The sequence below is a fragment of the Massilia brevitalea genome (assembly GCF_030711405.1).
In the GTDB taxonomy this organism is placed as follows: domain Bacteria; phylum Pseudomonadota; class Gammaproteobacteria; order Burkholderiales; family Burkholderiaceae_D; genus Telluria; species Telluria brevitalea.
In genome coordinates this window covers 1-20,888 of sequence record NZ_JAULSI010000046.1, presented here as the reverse complement: position 1 = coordinate 20,888, position 20,888 = coordinate 1, and the positions used below count along the sequence as shown (strand labels likewise).

General features: G+C 64.7%; 14 protein-coding genes. 6 read left to right on the top strand and 8 right to left on the bottom strand.

Annotated elements, in window-relative coordinates; translation table 11 throughout:
• The first annotated feature begins 83 nt into the window (after positions 1-83).
• Positions 84-848: a type I methionyl aminopeptidase gene (gene map / locus QWL29_RS22505; protein ID WP_305825090.1), complete on the top strand. Its 765-nt coding sequence runs from the start codon at positions 84-86 to the stop codon at positions 846-848.
• A 309-nt stretch (positions 849-1,157) separates the two neighbouring features.
• Positions 1,158-3,881, top strand: a complete 2,724-nt coding sequence (locus QWL29_RS22500; protein WP_305825089.1) for a TonB-dependent receptor — start codon at positions 1,158-1,160, stop codon at positions 3,879-3,881.
• Positions 3,882-3,976: 95 nt separating this feature from the next.
• On the opposite strand, the gene gap is transcribed toward QWL29_RS22500, so the two are convergent.
• Together gap and tkt are read right to left on the bottom strand one after the other, a co-directional pair.
• Positions 3,977-4,987, bottom strand: coding sequence for a type I glyceraldehyde-3-phosphate dehydrogenase (gap, locus tag QWL29_RS22495; RefSeq protein WP_305825088.1), 1,011 nt, complete (start codon positions 4,985-4,987; stop codon positions 3,977-3,979).
• 94 nt (positions 4,988-5,081) lie between these two features.
• Positions 5,082-7,079: a transketolase gene (gene tkt, locus QWL29_RS22490; protein WP_305825087.1), complete on the bottom strand. Its 1,998-nt coding sequence runs from the start codon at positions 7,077-7,079 to the stop codon at positions 5,082-5,084.
• Positions 7,080-7,207: 128 nt separating this feature from the next.
• On the opposite strand from tkt, the gene QWL29_RS22485 reads away from it, so the two are divergent.
• A complete protein-coding gene (locus tag QWL29_RS22485) occupies positions 7,208-7,939 on the top strand; it encodes a 16S rRNA (uracil(1498)-N(3))-methyltransferase (RefSeq protein ID WP_305825086.1) in 732 nt (243 codons plus the stop codon).
• A gap of 96 nt (positions 7,940-8,035) precedes the next feature.
• Here the strand turns inward: QWL29_RS22485 and QWL29_RS22480 are convergent, their stop codons facing one another.
• Positions 8,036-10,915, bottom strand: coding sequence for a TonB-dependent receptor (locus QWL29_RS22480; RefSeq protein WP_305825085.1), 2,880 nt, complete (start codon positions 10,913-10,915; stop codon positions 8,036-8,038).
• Positions 10,916-11,485: 570 nt separating this feature from the next.
• On the opposite strand from QWL29_RS22480, the gene QWL29_RS22475 reads away from it, so the two are divergent.
• Both QWL29_RS22475 and QWL29_RS22470 read left to right on the top strand, forming a co-directional pair.
• Positions 11,486-13,123 (top strand): NAD(P)/FAD-dependent oxidoreductase, encoded by a 1,638-nt coding sequence (locus QWL29_RS22475; RefSeq protein WP_305825084.1) that lies wholly within the window; start codon positions 11,486-11,488, stop codon positions 13,121-13,123.
• Positions 13,124-13,128: 5 nt separating this feature from the next.
• Positions 13,129-13,998, top strand: coding sequence for an EamA family transporter (locus QWL29_RS22470; RefSeq protein ID WP_305825083.1), 870 nt, complete (start codon positions 13,129-13,131; stop codon positions 13,996-13,998).
• Between the two features lie 4 nt (positions 13,999-14,002).
• Here QWL29_RS22470 and corA read toward each other — a convergent pair whose 3' ends face one another.
• The 5 genes from corA to glnA all read right to left on the bottom strand — a co-directional run bounded on the left by corA (position 14,003) and on the right by glnA (position 20,030).
• Entirely contained in the window at positions 14,003-14,971 is a 969-nt protein-coding gene (gene corA, locus QWL29_RS22465; RefSeq protein WP_305825082.1) for a magnesium/cobalt transporter CorA, read from the bottom strand.
• A gap of 314 nt (positions 14,972-15,285) precedes the next feature.
• Positions 15,286-16,752, bottom strand: coding sequence for a nitrogen regulation protein NR(I) (ntrC, locus tag QWL29_RS22460; RefSeq protein ID WP_305825081.1), 1,467 nt, complete (start codon positions 16,750-16,752; stop codon positions 15,286-15,288).
• 61 nt (positions 16,753-16,813) lie between these two features.
• Positions 16,814-17,920 (bottom strand): nitrogen regulation protein NR(II), encoded by a 1,107-nt coding sequence (gene glnL, locus QWL29_RS22455; RefSeq protein ID WP_305825080.1) that lies wholly within the window; start codon positions 17,918-17,920, stop codon positions 16,814-16,816.
• The gene (locus QWL29_RS22450) at positions 17,917-18,453 is read right to left on the bottom strand and encodes a DUF4124 domain-containing protein (RefSeq protein ID WP_305825079.1); all 537 of its coding nucleotides are present in this window, start codon (positions 18,451-18,453) and stop codon (positions 17,917-17,919) included. The genes glnL and QWL29_RS22450 overlap by 4 nt, the downstream gene beginning before the upstream one ends.
• 161 nt (positions 18,454-18,614) lie before the next feature.
• Complete coding sequence (glnA, locus tag QWL29_RS22445) at positions 18,615-20,030, bottom strand: type I glutamate--ammonia ligase (protein ID WP_305825078.1); 1,416 nt, start codon at positions 20,028-20,030, stop codon at positions 18,615-18,617.
• 344 nt (positions 20,031-20,374) lie between these two features.
• On the opposite strand from glnA, the gene QWL29_RS22440 reads away from it, so the two are divergent.
• A complete protein-coding gene (locus tag QWL29_RS22440; protein ID WP_305825077.1) occupies positions 20,375-20,833 on the top strand; it encodes a rhodanese-like domain-containing protein in 459 nt (152 codons plus the stop codon).
• Positions 20,834-20,888: the final 55 nt, after the last annotated feature.

Here is a 20,888-nt window from a genome sequence, read left to right as displayed (position 1 = left end):
GTTAGCCTGGCGGGCATTTTTTTTATGCACTGCGGTATCATGAAGGATTGCGCGGCGCGTCCGCGGCTACCCCTACTGCAAACATGGCAATCAAACTCAAGAACGACAAGGACATCGCGAAGATGCGCGTCGCCGGGCGCATGGCGGCCGAGGTGCTGGAAATGATCAAGGAATACGTCGTCCCCGGCGTCTCCACCGAGGAACTCGACCGGCGCTGCAACGACTACATCCGCAAGGTGCAGAAGGCGACGCCGGCGAACGTCGGCTACCACGGCTTCCCGAAGACCCTGTGCACCTCGGTCAACGGCGTGGTCTGCCACGGCATCCCGAGCGAAAAGGACATCCTGCAGGACGGCGACATCGTCAATATCGACGTCACCGTGATCAAGGACGGCTGGCACGGCGATACCAGCCGCATGTACTATGCCGGCACCCCGAGTCCTGAGGCGAAGCGCCTGGTCGACACCACCTTCGAGTGCATGATGGCGGGCATCCGCACCGTGCGTCCGGGTTCGCGCCTGGGCGACGTCGGCCACGCGATCCAGAAAATGGCCGAAGCCGCCGGCTATTCGGTGGTGCGCGACTATTGCGGCCATGGCATCGGCCGCGTCTACCACGAAGACCCGCAGGTGCTGCACTACGGCCGCCCGAACACCGGCCTGCTGCTGAAGGAAGGCATGACCTTCACGGTCGAGCCGATGATCAACATCGGCGGCGAGGAAGTCGACCAGCTCGACGACGGCTGGACCGTGGTCACAGCCGACGGCTCGCTCTCGGCCCAGTGGGAACACATGATCGCCGTCACCGCGAACGGTTTCGAGATCCTGACGCCCTGGCCGAAGGGCTGAACCGTCTGGTTGGCACACACAAAACGAAAACCGGCGCAAACGCCGGTTTTTTTCATGGCGCTGTCGTCGTTTGTTGTGAATGGGACCGACTGAAAGACACCGCATGAATACTGTTGTATTTCCAAATAGGTCGCAGGTGACAAATGGCTTATTTTTGAACATGTGTTGTTTTTAAGATATATAACTGGGCGATTTTGTGTATGTACGTCAATACAAAATTGACGTATTTACATTCCCTGTGTTTTATTGAGGAGGTCTTGCGTTGATGCACGACGCGAGTAACCACGAAATCGATACGGGAGTTTGTTCATGATCAAAGAAAGAGCGTTATCGCAGTCCGTTCGTCTGATTTGCTCCGCCGGCGCCCTGGGCGCCACCCTGCTGTCCGTTCCCGCCCATGCCCAAGAGACCACCGAGCAGCCGATGCAGCGCGTGATCGTCACCGGCTCGGCCATCAAGCGCATCGACGCCGAAACCGTGGTGCCAGTCACCGTGGTACGGATGGAAGACCTCAGGAAGCAAGGCATCAACACCGTCGAGCAGGTGATGTCGAACCTGGCCCCGGTCCAGGCCTCGCAGGGCACCAGCCAGGTGGTCGGCCTGAGCACCGGCGGCGCTTCGTTCGCCGACATGCGCGGCATCGGCGCCAACAAGACTCTGGTCCTGCTGAACGGCCGCCGCCTGGCGAACAACGCCTTCGACAGCTCGGCGCCCGACCTGAACATGATCCCGTTCGCCGCGCTCGAGCGCGTCGAAGTGCTGCGCGACGGCGCTTCCTCGCTGTACGGCTCCGACGCGGTCGGCGGCGTGATCAACTTCATCACCCGCAAGGACTTCACCGGCGGCACCGTGACCGTGGGTTACGACAAGCCGGAACACGACGGCGGCATCGCCAAGAACGCCAACGTCGGCTTCGGCTACGGCGACCTCGACACTGATGGCTTCAACTTCTTCGCGATCGGCGACTTCCAGAAGCAGAACAACATCAACGGCCTGCAGCGTCCGTTCAACACGCGCTACCCGGGCGGCCTGTCGCCGACCACCAGCCCTGCCAACTACTTCCAGGACGGCGACAGCTTCAACCCGGCCGCGCCGGACTGCACCTCGGCGCCGAACCTGATCCCGGGCGATACCGGCACCGACTGCTACATGACGACCTCGAGCTTCGTCGACTACATTCCGAAGAGCGAGCGCGCCAGCGGCCTGTTCAAGGGCACCCTAAAGCTGCCGCAGAACCACGAGCTGGGCCTGGAATACCTGGTCAGCCGCAGCAAGGTGGCCAGCCTGATCGCGCCGGTGCCCTACGGCGGCCTGTTCATGAACCGCCTGCGCCCGAACGGCAGCCTGAATCCTTTCTTCCCGGGTAACCCGGGCGCCGTGCCGGCCGGCTTCGCGATCGACCCCACCTTCGTCGACCCGCTGTTCGCCACCACCGGCCTGCCCGCCGGCGTCCAGCCCGGTTACCTGAACGTCAAGTGGCGCGACCTGCCGAACGGCTCGCGCGGCGACCAGAACACCAACCGCCAGCACCGCTTCGTCGCCTCACTGTCGGGCGCCATGGCCGGCTGGGACTACACGGCGGCTCTGAGCTACAACCAGAACAAGGTTACCGAAAACCTGGTGGGCTACAGCGACGGCGGCATCATCTCGCAAGGCGTGCTGAACGGCATCATCAATCCCTTCGGCGAGCAGACCGCGGAAGGCATGACGCTGATCGAAAGCGCGGCCCTGAACGGCACCATCCAGACCGCGAAAGGCACCACCAAGACCCTGGACTTCAGCGCCAGCCGCGAGTTCGGCGACTGGGTCGGCGCCGGCAAGAACGCGGCACTGGCAATTGGCGGCCAGGCCAGCCGCGAGAAGTTCCTGAACCGCGCGAATACCGAGTATGCGGAAAAAGTCGTGGCCAGCACCGGCATCGACCCGAACCTGCTGAACCAGGGTTCGCGCTCGGTGTACGCCCTGTTCGCCGAACTGAACGTGCCGATCCTGAGCACCCTGGACGTGACCGCCGCCGTGCGCTACGACAAGTACAGCGACTTCGGCAACACCACGAATCCGAAGTTCGGCTTCCGCTTCCAGCCCTCGCAGACGGTGCTGGTACGCGGCTCCTACTCGACCGGCTTCCGCGCCCCGTCGCTGTACGAGATCAACGCTGCCCAGACCTACACCAACACCTCGCAGCATGACGATCCGATCAACTGCCCGGGCGGCGTCGTCATTCCTGGCAAGACGCGCGCCACCAGCTGCGCCCAGCAGTTCCAGGCCCTGTTCGGCGGCAACCAAAACCTCGATCCGGAAGAATCGAAGAACCTGACCCTGGGTGTGGTGTTCGAGCCGATCAACAACCTGACCCTGGGCCTCGACTTCTACCGCATCGAACTGGAAAAACAGATCGGCTCGCTGAACGAGAACGAAGTCTTCGACGACCCGGCCAAGTACGCGGCCCTGTACCACCGCAACGGCGCCGGCAACCTGTCGACCGACGGCTCGCAGTGCCCGAACCCGGCCACCTGCGGCTACGTCGACCTGCGTACCCAGAACCTGGGCGGCCTGAAGACCGACGGCATCGACCTCAGCGCGGCCTACCGCATGCGCACCGCCGGCTACGGCAACTTCAACTTCGCGATGAACACCACCTGGGTCCACAAGTACGACTACCAGAACTCGGAAGGCGGCGAATGGATCGAGAACGTCGGCGTGTTCTCGGGCGTGGGTCCGGTGTTCCGCTGGCAGAACTCGGCCCAGCTGAACTGGAACCTGGGCGAATTCGGCGCCGGCCTCTCGGCCCGCTACAAGACGGGCTACGTGGATGAAGATCCGGAAAACCGCGTGCCGTCGTACACGACCCTGGACACCTATGTGTCCTGGACCCAGAAGCAGGGCTTTGGCCTGACCCTGGGCGTGCGCAACCTGGCCGACCGCGAACCGCCGCTGAGCTTCCAGCAGCAGACCTTCCAGGCCGGCTACGATCCGCGCTATACCGACGCCGTGGGCCGCACCTTCTACGTGCGCGGCACCTACAACTTCTAAGCGAGGTACAGGCAACAAAAAACCCGTGCGGCTCGCGCCGCACGGGTTTTTTATTGTCCGAACGCCCAGGCCACGCGGACCGGGCGTTCACTATATTACTTGGCGTTCATCAGCGCGACGGTGGTGTCGATCATGCGGTTCGAGAAGCCCCACTCGTTGTCGTACCACGACGACACCTTCACCAGGCGGCCCGAGACCTTGGTCAGGGTCGAATCGAAGTTCGACGATGCCGGGTTGTGGTTGAAGTCGACCGAGACCAGCGGTTCGGTCTGGTAGGTCAGCACGCCATTCAGTGCGCCTTCCGAGGCCACCTTCATGATCTGGTTCACTTCATCGACCGTGGTGTCGCGCTTGGCGATAAAGGTCAGGTCGACGATCGACACGTTGATGGTCGGCACGCGGATCGCGAAGCCGTCCAGCTTGCCGTTCAGCTCAGGCAGCACCAGGCCGACCGCGGCGGCGGCGCCGGTCTTGGTCGGGATCATCGACTGGGTGGCCGAACGGGCGCGGCGCAGGTCTTCGTGCATCACGTCGGTCAGCACCTGGTCATTGGTGTAGGCGTGGACGGTGGTCATCAGGCCGGTTTCCAGGCCGATGGCTTCGTTCAGCGGCTTGACCAGCGGGGCCAGGCAGTTGGTGGTGCAGGATGCGTTCGAGATCACGGTGTCCGACGCTTTCAGCACGTCCTGGTTCACGCCATAGACGATGGTGGCGTCGACGTCCTTGCCGCCCGGGGCCGAGATGATGACTTTCTTGGCGCCGCCCTTCAGGTGGGCCGAAGCCTTTTCCTTGGTGGTGAAGAAGCCGGTGCACTCGAGCACCACGTCCACGCCCAGTTCGCCCCATGGGATTTCCGCAGGGTTGCGCTGTGCGAACACGCGGATCGGATCGCCATTCACGATCATGTTGTCGCCTTCGACCGTCACGGTGCCCGGGAACTTGCCGTGGGCGGTGTCGTAGCGGGTCAGGTGGGCGTTCGACTCGGCATTGCCGAGGTCGTTGATCGCCACGATCTGGATGTCTTGTTTCTTGCCGCCTTCGTAGAAGGCACGCAGGATGTTGCGGCCGATACGGCCATAACCATTGATTGCAACTTTGATCGTCATGCTTTGCTCCTGATTAGAAAAAAACTTTTTTCACAACGCACATGCTGAATATGGAAAAAGGGCTGCCCCAAAAGGCAGCCCCTGCTGAAACTGATTAGCCTGCGATGACCGCTTTGGCCTTCGCCACAACGTTCTCGACGGTGAAGCCGAAGTGCTTGAACAGCACCGGCGCCGGCGCCGATTCGCCGAAGGTGTCGATACCGACGACCGCGCCTTCCAGGCCGACATACTTGTACCAGAAATCGGTCACGCCGGCTTCGATGGCGACACGCGGCACGCCACGGGTCAGCACGCTTGCCTTGTAGGCGGCGTCCTGGCGCTCGAACACGTCGGTCGACGGCATCGAGACCACGCGAGCGGCAACGCCCTCGCCTGCCAGCGCGTCGGCGGCCTTCATCGCCAGTTCGACTTCGGAACCGGTGGCGATCAGGATCACTTTGGCGTCGGCGGCGTCGCGCAGCACGTAGCCGCCCTTGGCGATGTTTGCCACGGTGGCGGCGTCGCGCTCCATGAACGGCAGATTCTGGCGCGAGAAGATCAGGGTCGACGGGCCATCGCGGCGAGCGACCGCTGCGCCCCAGGCGACCTGCGATTCGGTCGTGTCGCAAGGACGCCAGTTATCCAGGTTCGGGATCAGGCGCAGCGACGAGACGTGCTCGATCGACTGGTGGGTCGGGCCGTCTTCGCCCAGGCCGATCGAGTCGTGGGTGAACACGAACAGCGAGCGGATCTTCATCAGCGCGGCCATGCGCAGGGCATTGCGGCTGTAGTCCGAGAAGGTCAGGAAGGTCGCGCCGAACGGGATGAAGCCGCCGTGCAGGGCGACGCCGTTCTGGATCGCGGCCATGCCGAACTCGCGCACGCCGTAGTTGATGTGGTTGCCCGGGATGCCCGAGCGCACGGCAACCGATTCCTTCCAGTTGGTCAGGTTCGAGCCGGTCAGGTCGGCCGAGCCGCCCAGGAATTCCGGCAGGGTCGCGGCCAGGGCCTGGATCGCGTTCTGCGAAGCCTTGCGGGTGGCGATGGTTTCCTTCTTCTCGATGCAGGCGGCGATCGCCGCGTCCAGCACCTCGTTGAAGTTGGCTGGCAGCTCACCCTTCATGCGGCGCTCGAATTCGGCGGCCAGCTGCGGGTGGGCGGCGCGGTATTCGGCGAACTTGGCGTTCCATTCGGCTTCGAAGGCGGCGCCGCGTTCCTTGGCGTCCCAGGCTTCGTAGATTTCGCCAGGAATGTCGAACGGGATCGGGTCCCACAGCAGGTGCTGGCGCACGGCCGCGATTTCCTTGTCGCCCAGCGGGGCGCCGTGGACTTTATCGCCGCCTTCCAGGTTCGGGGCGCCCTTGCCGATGATGGTCTTGCAGCAGATCAGGGTCGGACGGTCCGATTCCTTGGCCTGCGCGATCGCTTCCGAGACGGCCGCGACGCTGTGGCCGTCGATCTGGCCGATCACGTTCCAGCCGTAGGCTTCGAAGCGCTTGCGGGTGTCGTCGGTGAACCAGCCTTCGACGCGGCCGTCGATCGAGATGCCGTTGTCGTCGTACAGCCAGATCAGCTTGTTCAGGCGCAGGGTGCCGGCCAGCGACGCGACCTCGTGCGAGATGCCTTCCATCAGGCAGCCGTCGCCCAGGAAGGCGTAGGTGTAGTGGTCGACCACGTCGTAGCCTGGACGGTTGAATTCATAGCCCAGCAGCCATTCGGCCAGCGCCATGCCGACCGAGTTGGCGATGCCCTGGCCCAGCGGGCCGGTGGTGGTTTCCACGCCCGGCGTGATGCCGACTTCCGGGTGGCCGGCGGTCTTCGAGTGCAGCTGGCGGAAGTCGCGCAGGTCGTCCATGGAGAGGTCGTAGCCGGCCAGGTGCAGCATCGCGTAGTGCAGCATCGAACCGTGGCCGTTCGACAGCAGGAAGCGGTCGCGGTTGAACCAGCCCGGATTGGCCGGGTTGTGGCGGTAGTGCTTGTCCCACAGCGCGACGCCGATTTCCGCCATGCCCATTGGCATGCCAGGGTGGCCGGAATTCGCTTTTTGAACAGCGTCCATCGCCAGCGCGCGGATCGCGTTGGCCATCAGGGTGGTGGTTTGCGTAGATTTCATGGAGTGCGTGAGTCTGGATTGGGAAGCGGAGGGCCTGCGGCGGGCCGTAGCCCGTTATTTTACCAGAGCCCACCTCTGCCGAATTAAAATGCAGGTTTTGCCGCTCATATAGTTTTAACAGGAACCGCATGCCCCGCTTCTATTGCCCCCAGCCGCTCGCCGCCGGCGCCACCGTCGACCTGCCCGAATCCGTCGCCCACCACCTGCACGTGGTGCGCCTGCAGCCGGGCGCGGCGCTGACCCTGTTCGACGGCCGCGGCGGCCAGTACCGGGCCACCCTGCTGGAAACCGGCAAGAAGCGGGCGAGCGCGGCCGTGGACGCCTTTGACGCCATCGATGTCGAACTGCCCTACGCCGTGACCCTGGCCCAGGGTTTGCCCGAGGGCGCCAAGATGGACTGGATCGTCGAAAAGGCGGTCGAGCTGGGCGTGGCCGCCGTGCAGCCGCTGGCGGCCCAGCGCAGCGTGGTGCGCCTGTCGGGCGACCGGCTCGAAAAGCGCCAGGCCCACTGGCAGGGCGTGATCGAGTCGGCTTCCGAACAGAGCGGACGCAACCGACTGGCGCAGTTGCTGCCGCTGGCGGAGTTCCGGCGCTGGATCGACACCGCGCCGCAGACACCGCAACCGCGTATTTTGCTCAGCCCGCGCGGCACCCAGTCGCTGGCTGGCTGGGCGCACGCGCAGGGGCCGCAGCCCTTGACCCTGCTGGTCGGCCCGGAAGGCGGCTTTTCGCCTGAGGAAGAAGATGCGGCCATCGCGGCCGGCGCCCTGCCCCTGAGCATGGGCCCGCGCGTGCTGCGTACCGAGACGGCGGCGCTGGCGGCGCTGGCGATGCTGGCGGGGATCTGGGGCGGCATGTAAGGCATCCCTCTATATAGATAGTAAAAAGCCCCGGAGCAGGCATCTGCTCCGGGGCTTTGTTGTTTGCGGCGGCATCGCTGCCGCCGCCCTTCCTTATCAGAAGGTGTAGTTCAGGCCCAGGCTGTAGAAGCGGCCGATGGCACCAGCCTGGTGCAGCGACGCGTTGTACGAGGTCTGGGCGTTGGCGTTGCCGTAGGTGGCGACGTCATACGGCGGTTCCTTGTCGAACAGGTTCAGGATGGCCGCGCGCAGGGTCAGGTTGTCGCTCAGCTTGTACTGCAGGTTCAGGTTCGTGGTGGTGAACGAGGAGACGTTGCAGTAGTAGTCAGGCTGCACCAGGCGGCGGAAGTAGGTACGGCCGCCGACGTCGAGCGCGGTCGAGGCGCAGTCGGTCGCGCCCAGGGCCGGGTCGATGGTCGAGAAGCCGCTGGTGTAGTTCACGGTGGCGGTGGCGTCGAACGGACCGCGGTTGTAGCCGATGGTGAACTGGGCGCGGTTCTTCGGATTGCCGGTGGCGCCGCCGACCGAGGATGGCCCCTGGGTGCCGGCCAGCTGGTAGGACACCCCTGCCACTTCGGTTTCATAGCCGAAGGTGTGGGCCGCGCTCAGGTTGGCCGTGATGGCCCCCAGCTCGTTAGGCAGGCGCCAGCGGTAACGCACGTCCGCCTCGATGCCGTGGGTCTTGGTGCTGCCCGCGTTGATGTAGGGCGAGGCCGCGTACAGGATAGGACCGACGGCCGGGGTGCCGAGTACCGTCTCGTCGCCGTTGCCGGTGGCGATCTGGACCGGCACCGGGGCACCGCGCACCCAGTCAGGCACGAAGCTCGGATCGTTGCCGGCGCGCGTGACGATCAGGTTGTTGATCTTGATGTTGTAGTAGTCCAGCGACATGTTCAGCCCGCGTACCGGCTCGATGATCACGCCGAAGGTGTAGGACTTCGATTTTTCCGGCGACAAATCGGAGCTGGTGGTCTGCACGTACGGCGGGTTGATGCCGCACGAGGTCGGCACGGTGCCGGCCGGGATCGTGGTCTCGGTGCCGCCGCCCTGCGCGCAACGGATCGGGTCGTCGATCGCGTTGAAGGTAAAGAAGGAACCGGCATTGCCCACTTCGGCCGGGTTCGGCGCACGGAAGCCGCGCGCGAAGTTGCCGCGCACGCCGATCTGCTGCGTCGGACGCCAGATGAAGCCGGCCGAGGGCGTGAACGAGTTGCCGTAGGTGTCGTAGTGGTCGTAACGGCCGGCCAGGGTGACCTCGAGATCCTTGATCGGGGTGGCGCGCAGTTCGGCGAAGGCGGCGGTATTGGTTTCGTCGCCGATGGTGAAGGCCGAGGTGCTGGCCACCAGGCCGTTCGCGGTCAGGCTCGACGGCGGCGCATTCTGCTTGCGCTCGTGCCAGTGCACGCCGGCCGCGACGGCCAGCGGGCCGGCGCCCAGCTGCATCAGTTCGCGCGAGCCGACCAGGTCGGCGTAGTTCAGCGTCGATTCCAGCGTATTGCGGAAGTACGGCGCCACCTGGTCCACCAGCTCCTGTGCGTTGCCGCCGCGAACGTCCCAGACGCCGGCATTGATGGCGTTGTACAGGGCCACGCGGTTGATGTAGCCGCTGTATTCGGCCTTGGTCTTGACGCGGGTGGCGCCGGCGGAGGCGTTTACGTCCCAGCCGTAGGCGCTGCCGGTCAGGTCGACCGAGAAGCGGGTGGACGTACTGCTGTTGTCGGTGGTGCGCTCGGGCGCTGCGCCAGGGATGTAGCCGTACAGCGAAGCCGCGCCGCCCAGGTTGTTGGTGACGCCGCGGCCGACCGTGGCGCCTGGTGCGAACAGGGTGCTCGGGATGGCGTTCACGCCGCCGGTCAGCACGCCGTTGACCAGGGTGGTGTTACCGGCGAACGATTCCGGCGAGTAGGTGTAAGGCACGCCGCGGTTGTTCTTGCTGTCGCGCTTGAACATCGAACCCTTGAAGGCGATTTCCCAGTCTTCGGTCAGCTTCTTCGTCATGCCGATCATGACGTTGACGTTGCGGGTCGGCGGCTGGATGTAGGTGACGGTATCGCGCACGGTACAGCCGCCGGCGCGGTACAGCGTGTAATTGCAGCTCGGGTCCAGGAACTGGAAGTTCGCCGCATTGCTGGCGCCGCCGGCGCCGGCGGTGTTGAACAGGTAGGGGGTGCTGGCTGCCGTCAGGAAGTTGTTCAGGCTGGTAGGCAGGCCCAGGGTCAGGTTGTTGCCGCCGCGCCCGGTCCAGTCGCGGTTGGCCCAGCCGTAGGAGTCGCGGTCGGCCACCATGATCGGGTCCTGCATGCGCCATTCGGTGGTGATGAAGGCATTGTAGCCGTCGGCGTCGAGGTCGCCGATACCGGTGCTGAAGGAGCCGCGCCGGGTCTTGCCGCCGCCGTGCTCGGTGTCGCCGTATTCGGCGCTGAGGCGGGTGCCGGTGAGGTTCTTCTTCAGCTTGATGTTGATGACGCCGGCGATGGCGTCGGAGCCGTACAGCGAGGAAGCGCCGCTCTTCAGGACTTCGATGCTGTCGATGGCGTCGAATGGGATCGAGGACACGTCGACGAAGGAGCGCTGCGAGTCGTCCGACAGCGGATACGGGGCCATGCGGTGGCCGTCGATCAGCACCAGGGTCGCGCCGACGGTCAGGCCGCGCAGCGAGATGCCGGAGGCGCCGTTGGCAAAGGCGCCGGAGAAGCCGGTGCCGAGGGTGCCTGCGCCGTTGGCGGCGAGGTCGACCAGCAGTTCGGCGACCGAGGTCTTGCCGCTCTTCTGGATGTCGGCCGCGGTCAGCACCTGCACCGGGGTCGGGGTTTCGGTGTCGGCGCGGCTGATCAGCGAGCCGGTGACCACTACGCGCTGGATGGGCTGTGCTTGCGCCGGGGCTTCCTGGGCCATGGCGGGGCTCATGCTGGCCAGGGCGCCGGTAGCGGCCAGGACCGAGATTGCGTACGGCATCGACTTCAACTTAAACGTCATGAATGCTTCTCCTTCGGGCTTTTCTCAAGGTTGATTTCTTATTGGCACCCGTACAGGTGTACGGAATGCATGTCTCTTTCGAACCTGCGCGCCTGGGCGCGCGCTCTGCCTTCACGCAAACGCGTGACCAACTTTTCTTCAGGATGCTTCGGTACTACGTTTGAAAATCATTGCGACTGGAACCGACCGCTTTGGTGTAACTATTTCTATATGCAAAACGAATGAGAATGGATACCCTCATCAACCGCGTTATGCGTAGTGAAACGTTATCTCAGTGCACACATAAAACCATGTGGAAAGTCCGGGTGTCAACGGAACGCGCCACGGGAAATGTGTAAAAACAACACTTATGCAAAAAGAATGAATTAATGCGTTGCACCAGAAAAGTGCATTCCCGATGCCAGAAAGGTGCACGCCGCTTTTCTACCGCCAGTTAAAGCGTGTGGCGCGGACACAAAACCGGCAAGCCTTATCCGGGCCGGAAAGGCCCGGGCAGCTGATCGGCCGGCGCGGCTGAAGTAAAATAGCGGATTGATTTGACCGCCCCCGCTGGCGCCCTACGCGAAACCTATGCTGCGAATTAACGAACTCAAGCTTCCTCTCGACCATCCCGACCACGCCCTGCGCGACGCCATCCTCACACGCCTCGGCATCGAGACGCTTGACCTGGTCGACTTCACCGTCTTCAAACGCAGCTACGACGCGCGCAAGAAGGCCGCCATCGTGCTGATCTACGCCATCGACGTCGAGGTGAAGGACGAAGCGGCGGTGCTGCAGCGCCTGCAGAAAGACCAGTACATCGTGCCGTCGCCGGACACCGGCTACAAGTTCGTCGACGCCGCGCGCCCGCCGGCCGGCACCCCGCGCCCGGTGGTGGTCGGCACCGGCCCCTGCGGCCTGTTCGTGGCGCTGATCCTGGCCCAGATGGGATTCAATCCCCTGGTGCTGGAACGCGGCAAGATCGTGCGCGAACGCACCGTCGACACCTTCGGCTTCTGGCGCAAGCGCAAGCTGAATACCGAGTCGAACGTGCAGTTCGGCGAAGGCGGCGCCGGCACCTTCTCGGACGGCAAGCTGTACAGCCAGATCAAGGACCCCAAGCATTACGGCCGCAAGGTGCTCACCGAATTCGTGAAGTCCGGTGCACCGGAAGAGATCATGTACGTGAGTAAGCCGCACATCGGCACCTTCCGCCTGGTGAAGATGGTCGAGCAGATGCGCGCCGAAATCTTGTCGCTCGGCGGCGAGATCCGCTTCCAGACCCGCGTCGACGACGTGATCGTCAGCGAAGACAACGGCGTGCGCCAGGTGCGCGGCGTGGTGCTGGCCTCGGGCGAGCACATCGCCACCAACCACCTGGTGATGGCGGTCGGCCACAGTGCGCGCGACACCTTCGAGATGCTGTACAAGCGCGGCGTGTATGTGGAAGCGAAACCGTTCTCGATCGGCTTCCGCGTCGAGCACCCGCAATCGCTGATCGACGTCTGCCGCTTCGGCCCGAACGCCGGCAACAAGATTCTCGGCGCCGCCGACTACAAGATCGTGCACCACGCCTCGAACGGGCGCTCGGTGTACAGCTTCTGCATGTGCCCGGGCGGCACCGTGGTGGCCGCCTCGTCGGAAGAAGGCCGCGTGGTCACCAACGGCATGAGCCAGTATTCGCGTAACGAACGCAACGCCAACAGCGCCATCGTGGTCGGCATCACGCCGGAAGACTATCCGGGACACCCGCTGGCGGGCATCGCCTTCCAGCGCGAACTGGAGTCGCGCGCCTTTGTGCTGGGCGGCGGCACCTACGACGCGCCGGGCCAGCTGATGGGCGACTTCGTGAAAGGTATCCCGTCCACCGAATTCGGTTCGGTGATCCCGTCGTTCCGCCCGGCCGTGCACCTGACCGACCTGGCGCCGTCGCTGCCGGAGTATGCGATCACGGCGCTGCGCGAAGCGTTTGTCGCCTTCGATAAGCAGATCAAGGGCTACTACAAGCACGACGCGGTGCTGACCGGCGTCGAGACCCGCACCTCGTCGCCGATCCGCATCAAGCGCCGCGACGACGACCTGCAGAGCCTGAACACGCGCGGCCTGTTCCCGGCCGGCGAAGGCGCGGGCTACGCCGGCGGCATCATGTCGGCGGCGGTGGACGGCATCCGCGTGGCCGAAGCCGTGGCCCTGGCCATGGGCGTGCCGGTTCCTGCCCTGCAGGACTGAGCGAGGTGACCCAAGCCACGCCGGCCACGGCCAGCAGCGGCGCGCTGGCGCCGCTGCTGGCCGTGGCCGGCTCCATCATTTCCGTGAACTTCGGCGCGGCCTATGCCAAGGGCCTGTTCCCACTGGTCGGCAGCGCCGGCGTCACCGCCGTGCGGGTCGGCCTGGCGGCGATCCTGCTGCTGGCCTTCTGGCGGCCCTGGCGCGCGCCGCTGGCGCGGGCCGACATGGCGAACGTCGCCATCTACGGCCTGATGCTGGGCTTCATGAATTTGCTGATCTACGCGGCGTTTGCACGCATCCCGATCGGGATTGCGATCGCCATCGAGGTGATCGGGCCGCTGGCGGTGGTGGTGCTGTCCTCGCGCCACCTGCGCGACTTTGCCTGGGTGGCCTGCGCGGCCGGCGGGCTGTACCTGCTGGCGCCTACCACGGCCCATTCAACCGCGCTCGATCCGCTCGGCGTGGCCGCCGCGCTCGGCGCCGCCTTCTGCTGGGCGATGTACATCGTGTTCGGCAAGCGCGTCTCCACTTTGAAAGGCGGCCACGTCGTATCCTGGGGCATGCTGGTGGCGGCGATCTGCACGGTGCCGGTGGGGCTGGCCCAGGCCGGCCCTGCCCTGTTCGCGCCGCAGATTTTGCTGGGCGGCCTGGTGGTGGCGGTGCTGTCGAGCATCCTGCCCTACTCGCTCGAGATGCTGGCCCTGTCGCGCCTGCCGCGCCGGGTGTTCGGCATCCTGGTGAGCGCCGGGCCGGCGGTGGGTGCGCTGGCCGGCTTCTTCGTGCTGGGCGAGGTGCTGACCGCGGTGCAGTGGGCGGCGATCGGGCTGATCGTCGTGGCGACCGGCGGCAGCGCGGCGACCGCGGGCCGCAGCTAGCGCGTTACAACCATCCCGCTTTCTTGAAGCGACGATACATGTAATAGCTTACCGCCACCATCACCGCGATGGCGACCGGATACCCATACTTCCATTTCAGCTCGGGCATGAATTCGAAGTTCATGCCCCAGATACCGGCAAAGGCCGTGAACACGGCGAAGATGGCGGCGTAGGCGGCCAGCTGCTTGTTGATCTCGTTCTCGTCGATGGCGACCATCGATAAGGTCACCTGGATCGCAGTGGCGATGGTGTCGCGGATGGTGTCCAGGCGTCCGGCGATGCGCAGCAAGTGATCGTGGATGTCGCGGAAATAATCCTGGGCCTCGAAGGCCACCTGCGGCACGCGGCCGCCGTGCAGGCGCCCGACAGCGTCCATCAGCGGCATCACGGCGTGGCGCAGCACCAGGGTGTTGCGCTTCAGGTCGTACAGGCGCTCGATGTTGTCGCGCTGGGCGCCCTTGCCGCCAAAGATGCGGTCCTCGATCGATTCGAGGTCGGATTCGAGTTTGTCGATGATCGGGAAGTAGCGGTCGACCACGGCGTCCATCAGCGCGTACAGCACGAAGCCGGAACCCTTTTTCAGCAGGTGCGGTTCGCGCTCGGCGCGGGCGCGCACGCCGAGGAAGCCCTGGGCCGAATCGCGCCGCACCGACAGCACGTAGTTGGGGCCGACGAAGATCGCCACCTCGCCCGAGCACAGCTCCTCGTGGTCGAGGTAGACGGTGCGCACGACAACGAACAGCGAGTCGCCGTATTCCTCGAGCTTGGGGCGCTGGTGGCCGCGCGAAGCGTCTTCCACGGCCAGCTCGTGCAGGCCGAACTCCTCCTGCATCGTGAGCAGCTCGGCGGGGTCGGGATCGCGCAGGGCGACCCAGACGAAGCATTCGGGTTGTTTCAGGTATTCGCTGATATCCTCGACCGGGATATCGGATAGTTTCTTGCCTTCCTGGTAGGCGACGCAGTTGATCAGCATGAAGTATGGACGGTGAAGCGGAATGCCGTAGCTTACACCGCCGATGAGCGCGATGGCGGACGGCGGCGTATCCCGTACGGTGGGCACTCCGTGCCCACGCGGAACGTCGCATCATGTTGGCAGGTTTGAAGCCGCGGAACATGCATTAAGACGCGGCGTGCCAGGGCATGCCACAACATTCAAACCTGGCCAACAATGTATCGCTTTTCGCGTGGGCACGGGGTGCCCACCGTACGGTCACGGCCGCAGGCCGCATATCACAGGCCGCGGGCCATCAACCCAACCCCACAGCCGCAGGCCTGGCGCCGACCACCCTACTCCTCGCGCGCGCCGTCGATTCCCAGCTCGACGATCTTGCGCGTGATCGTGTTCCGCCCTATCCCCAGCCGCATCGCCGCATCGTTCTTGCGCCCGTGCGTGTGCTTCAGCGCCGTCTTGATCAGCGCCGATTCGAACTGCTTGCCGAGCGTGTCCATCACCTCGAACTGGCCGGCGCTGAGCATGCTCGCGGCCTGCAGTTCCAGCAGCCCGATCCAGCCGTCCGGCGAGGGTGGCGTCGCCAGCGCGGCCGGAACCGGCATGCCGCCGTCGGCATAGGCTGGCTGCAGCGGCGCAGCGGCGCCCTGCCCGCCCTGGGTCAAGTCGCGCGGCAAATCCTTGATCTCGACCGTCTGCCCCGGCGCCATCACCGTGATCCAGTTGCACAGGTTTTCCAGCTGGCGCACGTTGCCCGGCAGTTCCAGGCCGCTGAGGAAACGCATCGCGCTGTCGCTCATGCGCTTCGGTTCGACGCCCAACTGGTGTGCGCTCTGCACCAAAAAGTGGCGCGCCAGCAGCGGGATGTCCTCGCGCCGCTCGCGCAAACTCGGCAGGCGCAGGCGGATCACGTTCAGGCGGTGGAACAAGTCTTCGCGGAACAGGCCGTCGCGCACGCGCTGTTCCAGGTTCTGGTGGGTGGCCGCGATCACGCGCACATTGGCTTTCACCGGCTGGTGCCCGCCGACGCGGTAGAAGTGGCCGTCCGACAGCACGCGCAGCAGGCGCGTCTGCAAATCGAATGGCATGTCGCCGATCTCGTCGAGGAACAGGGTGCCGTTCTCGGCCTGTTCGAAGCGGCCGCGCCGCATGGCCTGGGCCCCGGTAAACGCGCCGCGCTCGTGACCGAAGAGTTCCGACTCCAGCAGGTCCTTCGGGATTGCCGCCGTGTTCAGGGCAATGAAGGGCTGCTGGGCGCGCGGGCTGTGCTTGTGCAGGGCGCTGGCGACGAGCTCCTTGCCGGTGCCGGATTCGCCGGTAATCAAGACGGTGACGTTCGACTGCGACAGGCGGCCGATGGCGCGGAACACTTCCTGCATGGCCGGCGCCAGGCCCAGGATCTCGGGCGTTTCGGCGGGCGGCGCCTCGACGCTGGCTTCGCGCAGGCTTTCTTCGAGCGCGCGCCGGATCAGGCTGACGGCCTTGTCGATGTCGAAGGGTTTTGCCAGGTAGTCGAAGGCGCCGCCCTGGAAGGAAGCGACGGCCGAATCGAGGTCGGAAAAAGCGGTGATGATGATCACCGGCAGGCCCGGGTGGCGCGCCTTGACTTCCTGCAGCAGCTCGATGCCGGTTTCGCCGGGCATGCGGATGTCCGACACCAGCACCTGCGGGGTATCGTGCTCGAAGGCGTTCAGGGCGTCGCGGGCATTGGCGAAGCTGCGTGTCTCGAGATTCTCGCGCGCCAGGGCTTTTTCCAGCACCCAGCGGATCGATGCGTCGTCGTCGACAATCCAGATTGGTTTCATGTAGTTCGTGGCTTTCCGCAATGTGGATTCATAAGCGACCGCGGCGTCCTGCCGCAGCGGCTTATGGCAGCGGCAGCAGGATCCTGAAATCCGTCAGTCCTGGCCGGCTTTCGCACTCGATCATCCCCTGGTGCTGTTGCACGAAGGTCTGAGCCAGCGTCAGCCCGAGGCCGCTGCCGCCCTCCCGTCCCGACACCAGCGGGTAGAAGATACGGTCGCGGATCTCGGGTGCGATGCCCGGTCCATTGTCGATGATATGCAAGTCTAATGCCAGGCCGTAGCGGACCTTGGCCAGGGTCACCTGGCGCGCCACGCGGGTGCGCAAAACGATCTCGGCGTCGCCCGCTGCGATGCGTTGCGCGAGCGCCTGCGCGGCGTTGTGGACGATGTTCAGCACCGCCTGGATCAGCTGCTCCTTGTCGCCCCTGAACTCGGGAATCGAGGCGTCGTAGTCGCGCCGGATGCTCAAGCCATTCGGGAATTCGGCCAGCACCAGCGAGCGCACGCGCTCGCAGACTTCGTGAATGTTGACGTCGCCGACGATATGGGGTTTGCGATGCGGCGCCAGCAGGCGGTCGACCAGGGTTTGCAGGCGGTCGGCTTCCTTGATGATGACCTGGGTGTATTCCTTGAGTTCACCCAGGTGCAGCGGCGGCAGCTCCAGCTCCAGCAGCTGGGCCGCGCCGCGGATGCCGCCCAGCGGGTTCTTGATCTCGTGGGCCAGGTTGCGAATGAGTTCCTTGTTGGCCTGGCTCTGGTCGAGGAAGCGTTCCTCGCGGTCGAGTTTCAGCTGCTGCACGTTCTCGCGCAGCTCGATCAGCACCTCGCCGTTGTCGAGCGCACTGGCGATGCTGTGCACGTGCAGGGTTTCGCGGCCTGGGCGTTCCAGCGCCAGGTCCTGGCGCAGGTCGGCATACTGGTGGGCGCGGGTCTGGTCGCACAGGGCGGCCAGCTCGTCGCCATTGGTGAACAAGCTGGCAATCGACTGGCGCGACAGCCACTTCAGCGAAGCGTCGAGCATGTTCTCGGCCGCCGGATTGGCATAGCGGACGTGGTCATCGGGGTCGACCAGCAGCACGCTCGATGCCAGCAGTTCCAGGCCGGAGAATCGTGCCAACTGCGGGGCCGACGGCGGCGAGGATTGCGCCGATGCGTCGTGCTCGTTCATCGGATGTTGCCGATTTCCCGGCGCAGCGCTTCGATGTTGCGCTCGGTGCGGCCGATGTCTTCGCGCATCTGGCCGACGCGCTCCTGGTACTTGGCGTAGTTGCGCTCGTTGCCATTGCGCGGCGGTTCGCCGTTGTTGAATTCGCGGCGCTGCTCGGCCAGCTTCTGCTCTTCGGCGCGCAGTTCCTCGTTCAGGATCTCGCGGCGGTCGTTGTCGCGCGCGCGCTGCTGGCCCGTGTCGACGCGCGGGAAGTCGGACGGGCTAGGAGCCGCGGCCGCATTCGCATTGCCTGCCGGGTTGAGGGGGCGCGCGGCGGTCGGCACGGCCGGCGTGACGGTACGCGCCACCGGCGCTGGAATATAGCCCGGCAAGTCGAGCATCTTGCAGCCCTTCTTGTTCGTGTCGGTGAATTCGACCCGCCCCTGCGCATCGGTGCACTTGTAGACGGGGGTCTGGGCCTGGGCCGCGCCAGTCATCGTCAATCCGGCTGCCAGCGCCAGTTTCAGGCCGCGGCAGGTCACACTGGTTGTCATTCGCATCGGTAGAGAAAGCACGCCGGGCGCGCAAGGTGGAAGTCCAGCCGAATATACCGCATCAGAATGAAAAACGCGGGGAAAGCCATCGGCTCGCCCCGCGTCCTTTACATTCGCTTACGGTTTTGATGCCGTAGCGCAACAGCTAGCTTGTAGACGAATTACGACGAGTAGTACATGTCGAATTCGATCGGGTGCGGCGTCATGCGCATGCGCTGCACTTCGGCCATCTTCAGTTCCAGGTAGGCGTCGATCATGCCGTCGCTGAACACGCCGCCGCGGGTCAGGAACTCGCGGTCCTTGTCCAGGGCTTCCAGGGCTTCTTCCAGCGAAGCGCAGACGGTCGGGATCAGCTTGTCTTCTTCCGGCGGCAGGTGGTACAGGTCTTTCGTTGCCGCTTCGCCCGGGTGGATCTTGTTCTGGATGCCGTCCAGGCCCGCCATCAGCAGCGCGGCGAAGCACAGGTAGACGTTGGCCAGCGGGTCCGGGAAGCGCACCTCGATGCGGCGGCCTTTCGGGTTCGCCACGTGCGGGATGCGGATCGAGGCCGAGCGGTTGCGGGCCGAGTAGGCCAGCTTGACCGGCGCTTCGTAGCCAGGCACCAGGCGCTTGTACGAGTTGGTGCCCGGGTTGGTGATCGCGTTCAGGGCCTTGGCGTGCTTGATGATGCCGCCGATGTAGTACAGGGCCGTTTCCGACAGGCCGGCATAGCCGTCGCCGGCGAACAGGTTCTTGCCGTCTTTCCAGATCGACTGGTGCACGTGCATGCCCGAGCCGTTATCGCCGTTCATCGGCTTCGGCATGAAGGTGGCGGTCTTGCCGTAGCTGTGGGCCACGTTCCAGACCACGTACTTCAGGTTCTGGGTCCAGTCGGCGCGCTCGACCAGGGTCGAGAAGCGGGTGCCGATTTCGTTCTGGCCGGCGCCGGCCACTTCGTGGTGGTGCACTTCGACCGGGATGCCGAGCGATTCGAGGATCAGGCACATTTCCGAGCGCATGTCCTGGAAGCTGTCGACCGGCGGGACCGGGAAATAGCCGCCCTTGACGGTCGGACGGTGGCCGCTGTTGCCGCCTTCGAAGTCCTTGTCGGTCGACCACGAGGCTTCTTCGGATGCGATCTGCACCGAGCTGCCCGACATGTCGCTCTTCCAGCGGACCGAGTCGAAGATGAAGAATTCCGGTTCCGGGCCGAAGAAGGCGGTGTCGCCCACGCCCGACGACTTCAGGTAGGCTTCGGCGCGCTTGGCGATCGAGCGCGGGTCGCGGTCGTAGCCCTTGCCGTCCGACGGTTCGATCACGTCGCACTGCATGAACAGGGTGGTCTCTTCCATGAACGGGTCGAGGTTCGCGGTGTTCGGGTCCGGCATCAGCAGCATGTCCGACGCTTCGATGCCCTTCCAGCCGGCGATCGACGAACCGTCGAAGGCGTGGCCCGACTCGAATTTATCCAGGTCGAAGTGCGACACGGGGACGGTGACGTGCTGCTCCTTGCCGCGGGTATCCGCAAAGCGGAAATCCACGAACTTGACTTCGTTGTCCTTCACCATCTGCATCACATCTGCGGCGGTCTTTGCCATGCGTTTCTCCTGAATGAAAAGGGGTGGTGCCGTCAAGCGGCGGGGTCGTGATCCTGTGCGACCGGTCCAGCCAACGTGCGACATACTCATGCGAAACATATGCAGGAACCATGCCAGCACTCCGCCATGAACAAATGCGCAATCGTTCTTTGGAAACCCGTGAGTTTAACCATAAAATCTTCGGCGTTAGCGTACAACACCGTGGTGCAGCCAATTCCAGCGATTGCACCATAATAGTGCATAGCTATTCGATCGCACCGTTTTGATGCACGCTGCACTCTTTTGGTCTTTGCACGGCAAGATCGCGCTGCGATGGTGCGCACCACTTTAATTGAGGAAACACGATGAGCAAGACCGAATCGATTCTCGCCGCTGCCCGCCAGCGCGCCAACGGCCAGCCGTATGCCGGCGCCGTGACCCCGCAGGAAGCCTTTGAGCTGCTGCAGAATGATCCGCAGGTCAAGATCGTCGACGTGCGCACCAATGCCGAGCGCGACTGGGTAGGACGCGTGGCCGTGCCGGAACCCCAGCACGTGGCGGTCCAGTGGGCGACCTATCCGGGCGGCCAGCCGAATCCCGCTTTTGGGCCGCAGCTGGAAAGCGTGGCCGGCAAGGACGAGGTATTGCTGTTCCTGTGCCGCTCGGGCGTGCGCTCGCGCCACAGCGCGCGCGTGGCGACCGAGCTGGGTTTCGCCAATTCCTTCGATATCCTGGAGGGCTTCGAGGGTGACCGCGACGCCGACGGCCACCGCAAGACGGTGGGTGGCTGGTGCAAGGCCGGGCTGCCCTGGGCAGGCGCGTGAACGATGCCAGGTAGGGTGGGCTCTTGAGCCCACGCGGTCGCACCGTAGAGTGTCG